This window comes from Ancylobacter sp. IITR112 (assembly GCF_041415945.1).
In the GTDB taxonomy this organism is placed as follows: Bacteria; Pseudomonadota; Alphaproteobacteria; order Rhizobiales; family Xanthobacteraceae; genus Ancylobacter.
Window position 1 is genome coordinate 4042649 of sequence record NZ_JBGCUS010000001.1, and the last position, 13501, is coordinate 4056149.

Below are 13501 nucleotides of genomic sequence, written 5' to 3' on the forward strand. Positions count from 1 at the left end.
CGGTCTGCGACAACCCTCCCGGAACATGCAGCTTTATCACCACCCCTTCTGCGCCCATTCGCGCCTCGTGCGTCTCGCCCTCAGCGAGATGGGCATCGAGCCGGAACTGATCGAAGAGCGGGTGTGGGAGCGGCGGCCCGATTTCCTCATGCTCGATCCTGCCGGCGCGACGCCGGTGCTGGTGGAGGAGGACGGCTTCGTGGTGCCGGGCATCGACCCCATCACCGAATATCTCGACGAGACGCGCGGCAGCGCCCTCGGCGCCCGGCGGCTGCTGCCGGTGCATATTGGCGAGCGCGTCGAGGTGCGCCGGCTCTCGGCCTGGTTCAACCACAAATTCTTCGCCGAAGTGTCCGAGCCGCTGGTGCGCGAGAAGGTGTACAAGCGCTACACACCGCGCGAACTTGGCGGGGGGCCGCCGGACATGGCGACCATCCGCGCGGCGCGCTCCAACATACGCTATCATCTGCAATATATCGGCTGGCTGCTGAAGGCGCGGAACTGGCTCGCCGGCGACCGCATGACCTATGCCGATCTCGCCGCCGCCGCCCATATTTCCAGCGTCGACTATCTCGGCGACGTGCCTTGGGACGAAGATGAGGGAGCGAAGATCTGGTACGCCCGCATCAAGTCGCGTCCGGCGTTCCGGCCGCTGCTCGCGCTGACCATGGCGGGCATGCCGCCGGCGCCGTGCTACGCGGATCTGGATTTCTGACGCCCGAGGCGGCGCGTGCCGGCCTGTTCGCGCTCGCCCGCGAGGAAGGCTTCGATGCGATGGGCATCGCCGCCGCCGATGCCATTCCCCAGGCCGGGCCGCGGCTGCACCAGTGGATCGCCGAGGGCGCGCATGGCGAGATGGCGTGGATGCCGGAGACCGCCGAGCGCCGCGCCGCGCCGGCCAATCTCTGGCCGCAGGTCGCCTCCATTCTCATGCTGGGGCTGAATTACGGGCCGGACGAGGACCCGCGCGCCATCCTTTCCGCCCGCACGCGCGGGGCGATCTCGGTCTATGCCCGCGGCGACGATTATCACGAGCTGATCAAGGGCAAGCTCAAGCGCATCGCCTCGCGCTTCGTGCCCCGCGCCGGCGCGCCCGGCACGGTCGATGTGAAGGTCTTCGTCGATACCGCGCCGCTGATGGAAAAGCCGCTGGCGGCGGCGGCCGGGCTTGGCTGGCAGGGCAAGCACACCAATCTCGTCTCGCGTGACAAGGGCTCCTGGCTGTTCCTCGGCGCGATTGCCACCACTCTCGCCCTGCCGGTCGATCCGCCGGAGGTCGATCATTGCGGCTCGTGCCGCGCCTGCCTCGATGCCTGTCCGACCGGCGCTTTCCCCGCGCCCTACCGCATCGACGCACGCCGCTGTATCTCCTATCTCACCATCGAGCTGAAGGGCGCCATTCCGCGCGACTTGCGCCCGCTCATCGGCAACCGCGTCTATGGCTGCGACGACTGCCTCGCCGCCTGCCCGTGGAACAAATTCGCCGCGCTCGGCCGCGAAGCCCGGCTGGCGGCGCGCGAGGAAAACCGCGCCCCGTCGCTGGCCGAACTTGCCCGGCTGGACGATGCGGGGTTTCGCGCCCGCTTCTCCAAGAGCCCGGTCAAACGCATCGGCCGCGCCCGATTTCTGCGCAATGTGCTGGTGGCGATGGGCAATTCCGGCGAGGCCGGTCTGGCGCCCGAGGCCGAGCGGCATCTTGGTGATACCGATCCGCTGGTGCGCGGGGCGGCGGTGTGGGCGCTCGCCCGGCTGCTGCCGCCCGACATTTTCGCCGCCCTTTCCGCCGCTCATGCGGGCGAGACCGACGCCGAGGTGCGGGCGGAATGGCGGATCGCCCTTAACCGTAGCGCTGGAGAGCACGCATGACCGGAACCCTGCTCTGCCTCGGGCATGGCTATTGCGCCCGGCGCTTCACTGCCCTTTACGGCGAGGCCTTCGCCAGCCGCATCGGCACCAGCCGTTCAGGCGCGCCCGCGCCCGGCATGGAGATGCTGCGCTTTGAAGGTGACGCCCCGCCGGCCTTGCTCGCCGCCGCCCGCGCGGCGGATGCCGTGCTGGTCTCCGCCGCGCCGGGCGAGGCGGGCGATCCGTTCCTCGGCCCGCTCGGGGACGCGCTGGCGCAAGGGCAGGGGCCGCTGGTCTATCTCTCCACCATTGGCGTCTATGGCGATTCCGGCGGGGCGTGGATCGACGAGAGCGCGCCCGCCGCCGCCACCGCACCGCGCGCGCGCCGTCGCATCGAAGCGGAGGCCGGCTGGCAGGAACTCGGCCGCCGCGCCGGCCGTCCCGTCGCCGTGCTGCGGCTCGGCGGCATTTACGGCCCCGGCCGCAACGCGCTGCTCGACATGGCCGACGGCTCCGCCCGCTGCATCGAGCGCGAGGGCCAGGTGTTCAACCGCATCCATGTCGACGACATCGCCGGCGCCATCCAGGCTGCGCTCGCCCGGCGCCTCGACGGGGTGGTGAATGTGGTGGATGACGAACCCTCGCCCTCCTGCGCCCCGGTGCGCTACGCGGCCGAATTGCTCGGCGTGGCACCGCCCCCGGCGGAGCGCTTCGAGGAGGCGTCCGCGCGCATGTCGTCGATGGCGCTGTCCTTCTGGGCCGAGAACCGGCGGGTGCGCAATGACCGCCTGCACGTGCTGCTCGGCGCGCTGCGCTACCCGACCTATCGCGACGGGCTGGCGGCGCTGGCCGCGGCGTCGGCTTCCGCAGGCTCCGGCTGGTGAGATTCCGTCCCTCGCCGGGCGAAAGCGGCGAGGAAGGCGTGCACCATGTGGTCCACTACCTGGGCGATCGCGGTCTCGTCCGGGTGTGAGGGGTCGCCGAAGACCATCGGCATGATCAGCTTGCCCTGGCAGCCCAGCACGAACTGCCAGGCGGCCATCTCCACATCGTCGATCACGAGTTCGCCCCGCATCGTCTTCGCCCGCAGCCAGTCGGACAGCCGCTGCACGCCAGCCTCCTGCCCGGCCTGAAGGAAGGCGCGGCCGATGGCGGGCAGCTTTTCCGCGACGCCGATCACCATCCTCACCGTGCGGACATGGCCCGGTTCCAGCATCGCCTCGATATAGTGCGAGGCGAGGGTGCGCAGTGTTGCCTCGGTCGGCCCGTCGGGGTCGAGCTCGAAACAGGCTTCGGCGGTGCGGGTGCATTCATCCGTCACCAGCGCGGTGAACAGATCTTCCTTTGAGCCGAAATAGACATAGAGCGTGCCTTTCGAGACCCCGGCGGCGCGGGCGATCTCGCCCATGCTGGCGCCGTCGAAGCCGGAGGCGAGAAACACCTCGCGCGCGCCGCGCAAAATCTGGTCGTGCTTGGCGGCGCTTGGGCTAGGAGGCGTCGCGCCCGGACCGGTATCGCCTTCGGTCCCGCCACGCGCGTGGCGGGTGGACGACTGGTGCGCGAAATCGGGCAAGGAAGCCATGAAAAATCAGGTCGGGAGGAGCAAGGAAAGGATCACTGCCCGTCAATCTCGGCGTTGGGCCGCTCTAACGCAAGTGAGGATCCTGATCATTCGCCGGCAAATAGGCACAAATTTAGAAATGACCGAACGGTTCGGTCGATGTTGATCTGACGCCCGCAAGCGCCTAATGATCTCTGCTCGCCAGCAAACCTCTCCAAAGGAACCCGCAAGCCTTTGGGCGCAAGGGGTTGCTGGTAGAGGGAGGGGGATTCATCCGCCCCCCCGAATCCTCCTCCCTCAGCCTGGAAGCCCCGCCGGCCATGCCGCGCGGCCGGTTCACATTTGTGTGCGAATGGTATGCCGCGCGAGAACCGGGCGCCGCAGCGGCCGCCGCACACGGCGCTTGGCGGCGCCGGTATGGCGGGTTATTGCTGCGAGGCTCCCGATGCCTCGGCATTGTTCTGCGTGATCGGCCTTCATGCCCCGTCCCCTTGCATCGTCTCCGTCGCCTGTCCCGCTTGCCCGCACTCCGCGTGCCGGGCGCGGGCACGCCCTGCCGGTCGACCGGGACGCGCGGCGGCGCGGCGAGGGGGCGCGGCATGGCTGAGCGCCGCGCCGCCGGCCGGCCGGCGATCCCCTTCACCGCCGAGCTGGCGGCGCTCGGCGTCGTGTTCGGCGATATCGGCACCAGCCCGCTCTATGCATTCAAGCAGGGGCTGAACGCCGTCGGCGGGCCCGGCGTGTCGGACGCGGATGTGTTCGGCCTGCTCTCGTTGATCAGTTGGGCGATCATCCTCTCCGTCACGCTCAAATATGTCATGCTGGTGCTGCGGGCGGACAATGACGGCGAAGGCGGCATCCTCGCCCTGGTCACGCTGCTCGATCTGCACCGCTCGGCCAATGGCAGACGCCTGTTCCTGCTCGTCGCCGGGCTTGTCGGCGCGGCGATGCTCATTGGCGACGGCGTGCTCACCCCGGCCATCTCCGTGCTCTCGGCGATGGAGGGGCTGGAGGTCATCGCCCCCGAACTCGATCACTGGATCGTCGCCGTCACCGTGCTGGTGATCCTGCTCGTCTTCATCTCCCAGCGCGCCGGCACGGAGCGCATCGGCGCCTTTTACGGGCCGGTGATGCTGACCTGGTTCCTGTCCCTGGCGGCGCTGGGCGTGCACGGCATCGTGCAGGCGCCGCAGGTTCTGGCGGCGCTCGATCCGCGCCATGCGGTGCTGCTGCTGGCCGACAATCCGATGCTGGCCGGGCTCATTCTCGGCGCCACCTTCCTGGCGGTCACCGGCGGCGAAGCGCTCTATGCCGATCTCGGCCATTTCGGCCGTCCGGTCATCACCCGTGCCTGGCTGTTCGTCGCCATGCCGGCGCTGCTGCTCAATTATTACGGCCAGGGCGCGCATGTGCTGGTGCACCGGGATTCGGTGCGCAACCCGTTCTACGATCTGGCGCCGCATCTGTTCGAGGTGCCGCTGCTGATCCTTGCCGCGCTGGCGACGGTGATCGCCTCTCAGGCCATCATCACCGGCGTGTTCTCGCTCGCCAAGCAGGCAATCGAGCTCGGCTATCTGCCGCCGATGCGCATCCGCTACACCAGCGAGCACAATGACCAGCACATTTATGTCGGCCGGCTCAACTGGATCATGATGGCGGCCTGCGCCGCCATCGTGGTGTCCTTCGGCTCCTCCGACCGGCTCGCCTCCGCCTATGGCATCGCGGTCGCCATGGCCATGGTCTCGACCACCCTCCTGTTCGTCGCCTATGTCCGCCGCCGCTGGAAATGGCCCTGGCCGGCGCTGGTCGCGCTCGCCGGCGGGCTGGGGGTGATCGACCTCGCCTTCGCCACCGCCAATCTCACCAAGCTGCATGATGGCGGCTGGCTGCCCGTCACCATCGCCGCGCTGGTGCTCGTCGTCATGGTGTCCTGGCGGCGCGGCATGGAAGGGGTCGGCCTGCAGCAGCGCCGCTTCACCGAACCGCTGGACGACTTCGTCGCCAGAGGCCGCCCGGCCGGCTGCGCGGTGAGCCCGCGCACCGCCATTTTCCTCTCGCGCGGCGGGGCGATGACGCCGGTGGCGCTGGGCCGGCTGTCGGAACTGCTCGACGTGCAGTTCACCCGCGCGGTCATCGTCTCCGTCTGGGTCGCTTCGCGCCCGCGCGTGCCGGTGGACGAGCGGGTGCGGGTGCTGCCGCTCGACGCCGCGCATCTGCGCGTCGATGTGCGCTTCGGCTATATGCAGCAGATCGACGTGCCGGCCGTGCTCAGCCCGGCGCTCTACGCCCAGGGCATCGACCCCGACGACGCGGTCTATGTCATCGGTCACGAGCGTGTGATGCCGCCCGACGACATTCTGGGGGTGCGCGACGTGCTCGCCCATATCTTCGCCTTCCTCTCCCGCAATGCCGAGCGCTCGGTCGACCGCTTCGGCCTGCCGCGTCCGCGCACCATCGAGATCGGCTATCCGGTCCGGCTGTGACGGGCTGCCGGCGGGAGCGGGGGGCGCAACGCGCAATGGTTCGTCACCGCGTCGTCACATCGCCGGCGTCCTGTGGCGCCGCGCGGCGGGATGCGCTAATGCGACGTCGGTCGACCGTGTTTCACAAGCCTGCCCGGTCTGCTAGGGCTGGCCGGCACACTGGCATAACAGCAGGGACGGAGACGCGATGACGGGACTGAAGGCGATCCCCGGCTGGCTGCGCGCGCGGCTCGGCTGGCACACGCTCGGTCTGGTCGCGAGCCTTGTCATCATCGGCATCGCCGGCTTCGTGCTCTACAAGATGCTGCGCAACATCCGGCCGACCGAGGTGCTGGAGGCGATCTCGGCCACCGATCCGTGGCGCATCGCGGTGGCGGCGCTGTTCGTGGCCTGCGCCTATTTCACCCTCACCTTCTATGACTGGTTCGCGCTGCGCACCATCGGCAAGCCGCATGTGCCCTATCGGGTCGCCGCGCTGGCCTCCTTCACCTCCTATTCCATCGGCCACAATATCGGCTTCTCCGCCTTCACCGGCGGCACGGTGCGCTATCGCATCTATTCCGCCCATGGCCTCGGCGCGGTGGATGTCGCCAAGCTCTGTTTCATCACCGGCCTCACCTTCTGGCTCGGCAACATCGCCATTCTCGGCCTCGGCGTCACGGTCGAGCCCTGGGCGGCGAGCGCGGTCGACCACCTGCCGGCCTGGATCAACCGGCTGATCGGCCTCGCCCTGCTCGCCGGACTTGCCGCCTATGTCACCTGGGTGGGGCTGAAGCCGCGCCGGATCGGCGTCGGCAAGGGCCACTGGACCGTCACCCTGCCGGGATGGCGGCTCACCCTGATGCAGATCGTCATCGGCATCATCGACCTCTCCTTCTGCGCCGCCGCCATGTATGTGCTGATGCCGCAGCAGCCCTATATCGACCCGATCGCGCTCGGCGTGGTGTTCATCTCGGCGACGCTGCTCGGCTTTGCCAGCCACGCGCCGGGCGGCCTCGGCGTGTTCGACGCGGCGATGCTGGTGGCGCTGCCGCAGTTCGAGACCGAGCCGCTGCTGGGGGCGCTGCTGCTGCTGCGCCTGCTCTATTACGTCACGCCTTTCGCCATCGCGCTGGTGCTGATGGGCGCGCGCGAACTGATGATCAGCCGGCGCCGGCTCGACGCCACCAAGGGCATCTCGCCCGATCCACTCGCCGCCATGCCGGTGATGGCGACGGAAGCCGATCCTGCGGATGAGGCGTCGCCGCCCGCGCGCCGCCGCGCCGCTGGCTGAGGCCCCGGGTCCCTGGCGCGCGGCGTCCCGGGCGTTTCCGAGCGAAGCGGATACGGGTTCGCGTGAAGAAAACGCGACAGAACGGGGAATTTGATCATTCCCCGTCTCCGTGAAACGGTGAGCTGATCTAGCGCACGAGGTCGGGCAGCAGGGCGCGCATGCTGGGCGGCAGCTTGCTCGGCTTCACGCCCTTGGGCAGGCTGAACAGCGCCGGGTCCTGCGGCGCGCGGGTCAGTTCCGTCACCTCGAACAGCACCACCGGCTTGGTGCCCATCTTCGTGGTGGTCTTCAGCACGATGCCGTCGGGGGTGATGCAGCTCTCCACCGGCTCATTGATCGCCTTGACCTCGAAGCGCCACAGCTCGCACGCTTCCCCCAGCGCTTCACCCTGGCCGACGCGGGTGCCCTGCCGCTTGGCGTCGGAGAAGGCGAAGCCCGGCGGCATGTCCTTCTCGATGGCGAGACGGTCCATGCCCGGCACGTCCATCAGCACCACCACGCGGCTGTTCTCGAGATCAATCAGGCTGACCATGCCTTCCGGCAGCTTGCCGCCTTCGACCTCGACCCGCACCTTGCCCTGATGGTGGAACACGTTCAGCGCCACGCCCTGCGGCACGCGGGCGCGGGCGCGGTAGTCCGCCGCCGGGGCCGGCATCGGCTCGGCACGGGCGGCGCTCAGCGCGAAGGACAGGCCGAGGCCCAGCAGCAGGCGGGCAATCCCAGGACGGCGCATCGGGGCTCCTTCGCTCGGTCGGCGGCGCATGGTTCAGGTGGCGGCCCGCGCCAGGAAGGCGCGGCCGTCGAGCACGATGGCGGGATCGGGAATGCCCACCACCGTGTCATCCCTGCCCTCATACGGGATTTGGGCGAGGATTTGGCGGATCACGCCGAGGCGTGCCCGCATTTTGTCGTTGCCCAGCACCACCGCCCAGGGAACGGGCGCATGGCTCGCCGCGATCATCGCGTCGCGCGCCGCGGAGATCGCGTCCCAACGCGCCGGCGCCGCGAGATCCACCGGCGAGAGCTTCCAGCGCTTGAGCGGGTCCTGGTGGCGTTCATGCAGGCGCAGAAGCTGCATTTCCCGGCCGATGTCGAGCCAGATCTTGAACAGCCGGATGCCGTCATCCACCAGCATCTTCTCGAATGTCGGCACCTGCTGGAGAAAATGCGCGGTCTCCTGCGGGGTGCAGAAGCCCATCACCGGCTCGACCACGGCGCGGTTATACCAGGAGCGGTCGAAGATCGCGATGTCGCCGCGGCGCGGCAGATGGGCGATGTAGCGCTGGAAATACCATTGGCCGGCTTCCGCCTCGGTGGGCTTGTCGAGCGCCACCACATGCACGAAGCGCGGGTTGAGATGCTGCGTCAGGCGGTGGATGGTGCCGCCCTTGCCGGCGGCGTCGCGCCCTTCGAAGACGAGCACGACGCGCTCGCGCTGCGCTTTCACCCATTCCTGCAGCTTCAGCAGCTCGATCTGCAGCGCATGCAGCTCGGCCTCATAGGTCTTGCGCTTGGGCCGGTCGGAATAGGGATAGAAGCCGCTGCTATAGGCGCGCTCGGCGATGATGGCGGGCATGTCCGGCGCTTCGACCGAGAAGGCGGCGATGGCGGCGGCGAGCTCCGCCTCTGCGGGCCCGGTGGCCGCGCCGGGGGCGGCCGGCTTCTTCGTCATATGGAAGCCTTTCAACGCTATCATAAGGTGGCAACGTGCCGAACTGCGGAAGGTTCGTGCCCGGTGATTCGGCCCGGGCGATTCGTCTTCCAGCAACGGCCTTGAAAGCATATCAGGAAAGAGCGGCGCGCCTGAAAAAGCGGGCGAGGCCGCCGGTTTGGATCGGGCGGGAACGGGCATGGCTCTGGGAGAGTCGCGGCAACTGGCGGAGGACACGCTGCGCGAGCGTCTGGTTGGCGCGCGCTGGGTTCTTGCCGCCGCCGCTCTGGGGCTCGCCGGCGCCCACTGGTTCGGCGCGCTGACGCCGGGCGCCGGCCTCGCCATTGGCGGGCTGGTGGCGCTGGGTGCGGCGCTGCCGGTGCGCCGGCGCCCGGTGGCTGCCGCGCTTGCCCGCTTCAGCGGGGAAGCCAAGCCTTCGCCGCGCGCCGAGGAGCGGCTGCCCGCTCTGGTGCGTGCCCTGCCCGAAGCGGCGCTGCTGCTGGATGCACGCGGCACCGTGCTCGCCGCCAACACCACCGCCGTCGGCCTTCTCGCCAGCGTGCGCGTCGGCGATCCCGTCTCCTTCGCCGTGCGGGTGCCGGAAGTGCTGGAAGCGCTGCGCGCCTCGGTGGCGGACGGAACGGCCCGCCGCATCGAATTTGCCGAGCGCGTGCCGCTCGACCGCTGGCTGCGCGCCGACATCGTGCCGATCCGCCCCGGCCTGCTGCGCGAGGGCGCGCCGACCGAGGCGGTGCTGCTGAGCTTCATCGACCTCACCCCGCAGCGGCGGGTCGAGCAGATGCGCGTCGATTTCGTCGCCAATGCCAGCCACGAACTGCGCACCCCGCTCGCCTCGCTCTCCGGCTTCATCGAGACGCTGCAGGGCCCGGCGCGCAACGACGCCAATGCCCGCGAGCGCTTTCTCAAGATCATGAACGAGCAGGCCCGGCGCATGTCGCGGCTGATCGACGATCTGCTCTCGCTGTCGCGTATCGAGCTCAACGCCCATCTGCGCCCGGAGGCGGCGGTGGACCTCGTCGCCGTCGTCAGCCATGTGCGCGAGGCGCTGGCCCCGCTCGGCCGCGAGCGCGGGGTGGAGATCGCCTTCGAGCATCCGGACGAACCGGTGGTGGTGCGCGGCGATCGCGACGAGCTGATCCGGGTGTTCGAGAACCTCGTCGAGAACGCGCTGAAATATGGTGGCACTGGCGGGCGGGTGGAAATCGCGGTCCTGCGCGAGGGCACGGACGCGCTGGTATCGGTACGTGATTACGGCCCCGGAATCGCGCCGGAACATGTGCCTCGCCTCACCGAGAGGTTTTACCGCGTCGACACCGCCCACTCGCGCGAGCAGGGTGGAACCGGGCTCGGCTTGGCCATCGTCAAGCACATCGTCGCCCGCCATCGCGGCAAGATGGGCATTGAAAGCGTGCCGGGCGCGGGCTCGACATTTTCGGTGCGCCTGTCGACATCCCCGACGCCAAAGAGATAATGCAAGAATTTTCAGATAGTTGAACTGTCATCAAGGGTTCATTGAAGGGTCATAGAACCTTGGTGCCCGGGCGGTATGAGTCCCGAGTGAACTGTCCACCGCCCTTCGGCCAATCGGGCAGCCGCCCTCGTTCCGGCATGCTGCCATCTCCCGACCTAAGGAGAAGACCCTTGAAATTCACCCATCTGCTCGGCGCTGCTGCGCTGTCGTTCGGCGCCCTGGTTTCCGGCGCCGCCTTCGCCGCCGACATCAACGGTGCTGGCGCCTCCTTCCCCGCTCCGGTCTACCAGGCCTGGGCTGCGGCCTATAAGGAGAAGACGGGCACCGGCCTCAACTACCAGTCGATCGGTTCCGGCGGTGGTCAGAACCAGATCGTCAACCGCACCGTCGACTTCGGCGCCTCCGACGCGCCGATGAAGGACGACAAGCTCGAATCCGCCAACCTGCTGCAGTTCCCGACCGTGATCGGCTCGGTGGTCGCCATCGTCAACCTCGGCGAAGACCATGCCCTGACCCTGAATGGCGCCACCATCGCCGACATCTACCAGGGCAAGATCACCAAGTGGAACGACCCGAAGATCGCCGCCCTGAACAAGGGTGCGAAGCTCCCCGACCTCGCAATCGTCCCGGTCTATCGTTCGGACTCCTCGGGCACGTCCTTCGTGTTCACCTCCTACCTCGCCGCCACCAATGCCGATTGGAAGTCCAATGTCGGCGCCGCCACCTCGGTCCAGTGGCCGGTCGGCGCGGGCGCCAAGGGCAATGAAGGCGTTGCCGGCACCGTGAAGAACACCAAGGGCGCCATCGGCTACGTCGAGTTCATCTACGCCGCCGCCAACAAGCTCGCCACCACCGACCTCGTGAACAAGGCCGGCAAGGTCGTGAAGCCCGAGACCAAGACCTTCATGGAAGCGGCTGCGGCTGCCGACTGGAAGGGTGCGAAGAACTTCGCCGCCTCGATGATCGACACCGCCGGCGAAGGCGCCTGGCCGATCACCTCCGCCACCTACATCCTGCTGCCGAAGAACCCGACCAACGCCGCGCAGTCGGCCGAAGTCATCAAGTTCTTCGACTGGGCCTATGGTGCGGAAGGCGACGCCATCGCCGAGAAGCTGCACTACATCCCGCTGCCCGACTCGGTCGTCTCCGAGATCAAGAAGGCTTGGGCGAGCGACGTGAAGGTCGACGGCAAGCCCGTCTGGACCAACTGATCCTGACCCGCAAGGGGAAGAGGCGGCCCTCGGCCGCCTCTTCTCGTCTGCCCCCGGCGAGCGTTAATTCGCCGCGTCGACCCTGCTCCGTCACAGTATGCCGCCCCTCCGGCCGATCGCGGCTCGGGGTGACAAGGCGCTCCGAGGATCACACGACATGGATGCCACTCTCAGCGGAAGGCAGGCGGAGGCCGGCCTGATCGCGGCGCATAAGCCGACGGGCCGCGTAAGCGACCCGGTCTTCGTCGGCATTCTCTGGGCCAGCGGCATTCTCGTGCTGCTGCTGCTCGGCCTCATCATCGCGATGCTGTTCCATGGCGGCCTGCCGGCCCTGCGGGAATTCGGCATCTCCTTCCTCTGGTCGACCCAGTGGAACCCGGTGACCGAAGTGTTCGGCGCCGGCGTGATGGTGTTCGGCACCGTCTTCAGCGCCGTCATCGCCGTGATCATCGCCCTGCCGCTGTCCTTCGGCATCGCCTTCTTTCTGACCGAGATCGCCCCCGGCCCGCTGCGCCGGCCGATCGGCGTCGCGATCCAGCTTCTCGCCGCGATCCCGTCGATCATCTACGGCATGTGGGGCTTCTTCGTCATCGTGCCGCTGATGGCCGCCTATGTTCAGCCGCCGCTGATCGAATGGCTCGGCCCGCTGCCGGTGATCGGCGCGCTGTTCCAGGGCCCGCCCCTCGGCGCCGGCATGCTCACCGCCGGCCTGATCATGGCGATCATGATCCTGCCCTTCATCACCGCCATGTTCGTCGAGGTGCTGGAATCGGTGCCGCCGATGATCAAGGAATCCGCCTATGGCGTCGGCGCCACCACCTATGAGGTCTACCGCAACGTCTCGGTGCCCTATGGCCGCACCGCCATGGTCGGCGCGGTGATGCTCGGCCTCGGCCGCGCCCTGGGCGAGACGATGGCGGTGACCTTCGTCATCGGCAATGCCACGCGCATGTCCGCCTCGCTCTTCGCCCCCGGCGCCACCATCGCCTCCACCATCGCCAACGAGTTCCCCGAAGCCTCCATCGGCTCGTTGAAACTCCAGTCGCTGCTGGAACTGGGCTTCATCCTGTTCGTGATTTCGTTCATCGTGCTCGCGCTCTCGCGCCTGCTCGTCCGGTCCCGGCTCAAGGGCTGAGGGAGAGACACACATGGCATCCCTCGCCCGCCGCCGCGCCACCGACTACACCGTCAAGGCCATCAGCACCGGCTTCGCCGTGCTCTCGCTCATCCTGCTCGCCTGGATCCTGTGGACCCTGGTGGCGCGCGGCCTGCCCGCCATCGGGCCGCATGTCTTCACCAAGATCACCGCGCCGCCCGGTGCCGGTGGCGGCCTGCTCAACGCCATCATCGGCTCGCTGATCCAGATCGGCGTCGCGCTCATCATCGGCACTCCCATCGGCCTGATGTGCGGCACCTTCCTCGCCGAGAACGGCCGCGGAACCCAGGTCGCCAACGCGGTGCGCTTCGTCAATGACGTGCTGCTGTCGGCCCCGTCCATCCTCATCGGCCTGTTCGTCTACCAGCTCCTGGTCGTCCCCTTCGGCGGCTTCTCCGGCTGGGCGGGTGCTATCGCCCTGGCGATCATCATCATTCCGGTGGTGGTGCGCACGACGGAAGACATGCTGAACCTCGTCCCCATCGGCCTGCGCGAAGCCGCCTTCGCCCTCGGCGCCCCGCAGTGGAAGGTCGTCACCTTCGTCACCTGGCGCGCCGCCCGGGCGGGCATCGTCACCGGCATCCTGCTCGCCGTTGCCCGCGCCGCCGGCGAGACCGCGCCGCTGCTGTTCACCTCGCTCGGCAATAATGGCTGGTCGGTCAGCCTCGATGCGCCCATGGCCAGCCTGCCGATCGCGATCTATCAATATGCGGCCAGCCCCTTCGAGGACTGGGTTGCGCTGGCCTGGGCCGGCGCCCTGCTCATCACCGTCGGGGTGCTGACCCTGAACATCCTTTCCCGCCTCGTCCTGGCGAAGATGAAGTGAGAC

The 13501-nt window shown here is 68.4% G+C and carries 12 protein-coding genes; 9 read left to right on the plus strand and 3 right to left on the minus strand.

The window, feature by feature from the left end; translation table 11 throughout:
• The first annotated feature begins 25 nt into the window (after nucleotides 1-25).
• Genes AAC979_RS19230 through AAC979_RS19240 form a run of 3 tightly spaced genes read left to right on the plus strand, consistent with a single transcriptional unit; the run spans nucleotide 26 to nucleotide 2729 of the window.
• Nucleotides 26-715: a glutathione S-transferase family protein gene (locus AAC979_RS19230; RefSeq protein WP_371348491.1), complete on the plus strand. Its 690-nt coding sequence runs from the start codon at nucleotides 26-28 to the stop codon at nucleotides 713-715.
• Nucleotides 691-1866: a tRNA epoxyqueuosine(34) reductase QueG gene (gene queG, locus AAC979_RS19235; RefSeq protein ID WP_371348492.1), complete on the plus strand. Its 1176-nt coding sequence runs from the start codon at nucleotides 691-693 to the stop codon at nucleotides 1864-1866. Before AAC979_RS19230 ends, queG begins: the two co-directional genes overlap by 25 nt.
• The gene (locus tag AAC979_RS19240; protein WP_371348493.1) at nucleotides 1863-2729 is read left to right on the plus strand and encodes an NAD-dependent epimerase/dehydratase family protein; all 867 of its coding nucleotides are present in this window, start codon (nucleotides 1863-1865) and stop codon (nucleotides 2727-2729) included. Before queG ends, AAC979_RS19240 begins: the two co-directional genes overlap by 4 nt.
• Here the strand turns inward: AAC979_RS19240 and AAC979_RS19245 are convergent.
• Entirely contained in the window at nucleotides 2669-3427 is a 759-nt protein-coding gene (locus AAC979_RS19245; RefSeq protein ID WP_371348494.1) for a TetR/AcrR family transcriptional regulator, read from the minus strand. The genes AAC979_RS19240 and AAC979_RS19245 overlap by 61 nt on opposite strands.
• Nucleotides 3428-4005: 578 nt before the next feature.
• Here AAC979_RS19245 and AAC979_RS19250 point away from each other — a divergent pair.
• Nucleotides 4006-5889, plus strand: a complete 1884-nt coding sequence (locus AAC979_RS19250; protein ID WP_371348495.1) for a potassium transporter Kup — start codon at nucleotides 4006-4008, stop codon at nucleotides 5887-5889.
• Nucleotides 5890-6076: 187 nt separating this feature from the next.
• Nucleotides 6077-7162: a UPF0104 family protein gene (locus AAC979_RS19255; protein WP_371348496.1), complete on the plus strand. Its 1086-nt coding sequence runs from the start codon at nucleotides 6077-6079 to the stop codon at nucleotides 7160-7162.
• Between the two features lie 127 nt (nucleotides 7163-7289).
• On the opposite strand, the gene AAC979_RS19260 is transcribed toward AAC979_RS19255, so the two are convergent.
• Complete coding sequence (locus tag AAC979_RS19260; RefSeq protein ID WP_371348497.1) at nucleotides 7290-7895, minus strand: hypothetical protein; 606 nt, start codon at nucleotides 7893-7895, stop codon at nucleotides 7290-7292.
• A 33-nt stretch (nucleotides 7896-7928) separates the two neighbouring features.
• Nucleotides 7929-8834 carry a polyphosphate kinase 2 gene (ppk2, locus tag AAC979_RS19265; RefSeq protein ID WP_371348498.1) on the minus strand — a complete coding sequence of 302 codons (906 nt, stop codon included), beginning with the start codon at nucleotides 8832-8834 and terminating at the stop codon, nucleotides 7929-7931.
• Nucleotides 8835-9012: 178 nt separating this feature from the next.
• Between ppk2 and AAC979_RS19270 the strand changes: the two genes are divergently transcribed.
• The 4 genes from AAC979_RS19270 to pstA all read left to right on the plus strand — a co-directional run bounded on the left by AAC979_RS19270 (nucleotide 9013) and on the right by pstA (nucleotide 13498).
• Nucleotides 9013-10305: an ATP-binding protein gene (locus AAC979_RS19270; RefSeq protein ID WP_371348499.1), complete on the plus strand. Its 1293-nt coding sequence runs from the start codon at nucleotides 9013-9015 to the stop codon at nucleotides 10303-10305.
• A 170-nt stretch (nucleotides 10306-10475) separates the two neighbouring features.
• Entirely contained in the window at nucleotides 10476-11516 is a 1041-nt protein-coding gene (pstS, locus tag AAC979_RS19275; protein WP_371348500.1) for a phosphate ABC transporter substrate-binding protein PstS, read from the plus strand.
• A gap of 157 nt (nucleotides 11517-11673) precedes the next feature.
• Entirely contained in the window at nucleotides 11674-12651 is a 978-nt protein-coding gene (gene pstC, locus AAC979_RS19280; protein WP_371348501.1) for a phosphate ABC transporter permease subunit PstC, read from the plus strand.
• Nucleotides 12652-12664: 13 nt separating this feature from the next.
• Nucleotides 12665-13498: a phosphate ABC transporter permease PstA gene (gene pstA / locus AAC979_RS19285; protein WP_371348502.1), complete on the plus strand. Its 834-nt coding sequence runs from the start codon at nucleotides 12665-12667 to the stop codon at nucleotides 13496-13498.
• Nucleotides 13499-13501 lie beyond the last annotated feature (3 nt).

What these genes read in the sequence shown, in the direction of transcription:
- AAC979_RS19230 (WP_371348491.1), top strand. Translation starts at nt 26, where the DNA reads ATGCAGCTTTATCACCACCCCTTCTGCGCCCATTCGCGCCTCGTGCGT.
- AAC979_RS19240 (WP_371348493.1), top strand. Translation starts at nt 1,863, where the DNA reads ATGACCGGAACCCTGCTCTGCCTCGGGCATGGCTATTGCGCCCGGCGC.
- AAC979_RS19245 (WP_371348494.1), bottom strand. Translation starts at nt 3,427, where the DNA reads ATGGCTTCCTTGCCCGATTTCGCGCACCAGTCGTCCACCCGCCACGCG.
- AAC979_RS19250 (WP_371348495.1), top strand. Translation starts at nt 4,006, where the DNA reads ATGGCTGAGCGCCGCGCCGCCGGCCGGCCGGCGATCCCCTTCACCGCC.
- AAC979_RS19255 (WP_371348496.1), top strand. Translation starts at nt 6,077, where the DNA reads ATGACGGGACTGAAGGCGATCCCCGGCTGGCTGCGCGCGCGGCTCGGC.
- AAC979_RS19260 (WP_371348497.1), bottom strand. Translation starts at nt 7,895, where the DNA reads ATGCGCCGTCCTGGGATTGCCCGCCTGCTGCTGGGCCTCGGCCTGTCC.
- ppk2 (WP_371348498.1), bottom strand. Translation starts at nt 8,834, where the DNA reads ATGACGAAGAAGCCGGCCGCCCCCGGCGCGGCCACCGGGCCCGCAGAG.
- AAC979_RS19270 (WP_371348499.1), top strand. Translation starts at nt 9,013, where the DNA reads ATGGCTCTGGGAGAGTCGCGGCAACTGGCGGAGGACACGCTGCGCGAG.
- pstC (WP_371348501.1), top strand. Translation starts at nt 11,674, where the DNA reads ATGGATGCCACTCTCAGCGGAAGGCAGGCGGAGGCCGGCCTGATCGCG.
- pstA (WP_371348502.1), top strand. Translation starts at nt 12,665, where the DNA reads ATGGCATCCCTCGCCCGCCGCCGCGCCACCGACTACACCGTCAAGGCC.